The organism is Bacillus sp. IT-79MI2 (genome assembly GCF_949768135.1).
Lineage (GTDB): Bacteria > Bacillota > Bacilli > Bacillales > Bacillaceae_G > Bacillus_A > Bacillus_A pseudomycoides.
Genome location: NZ_CATKPV010000017.1, coordinates 1 through 337, shown reverse-complemented (window position 1 = coordinate 337; position 337 = coordinate 1). Strand labels below are relative to the sequence as shown.

Annotated in this window: 1 protein-coding gene; it reads left to right on the top strand. The window is 34.4% G+C overall.

Features of this window, described 5'->3' with window-relative positions; all coding sequences use genetic code 11:
• A partial coding sequence (locus ACM6HU_RS01040; protein ID WP_414847954.1) for a thiol-activated cytolysin family protein occupies nt 1-337 on the top strand: 337 nt, incomplete at both ends.

The window sequence follows — 337 nt, the reverse complement described above, 5'->3', positions numbered from 1 at the left end:
GCGTTGAAGCGAGTGGACAGTACAAAGATATTTTTGAAGACAGTACCTTTACCGCTGTAGTATTAGGCGGAGATGCAAAAGAGCATAACAAGGTTGTTACAAAAGATTTTAATGAAATCCGAAATATCATTAAAGATAATGCAGAATTAAGTTCTAAAAATCCAGCATACCCAATTTCATATACAAGCACTTTCTTAAAAGATAACGCAACTGCTGCTGTTCATAACAATACAGATTATATTGAGACTACAACTACAGAATATTCTAGTGCTAAAATGACGCTTGATCATACTGGTGGATATGTTGCTCAATTTGATGTATCTTGGGATGAATTCTC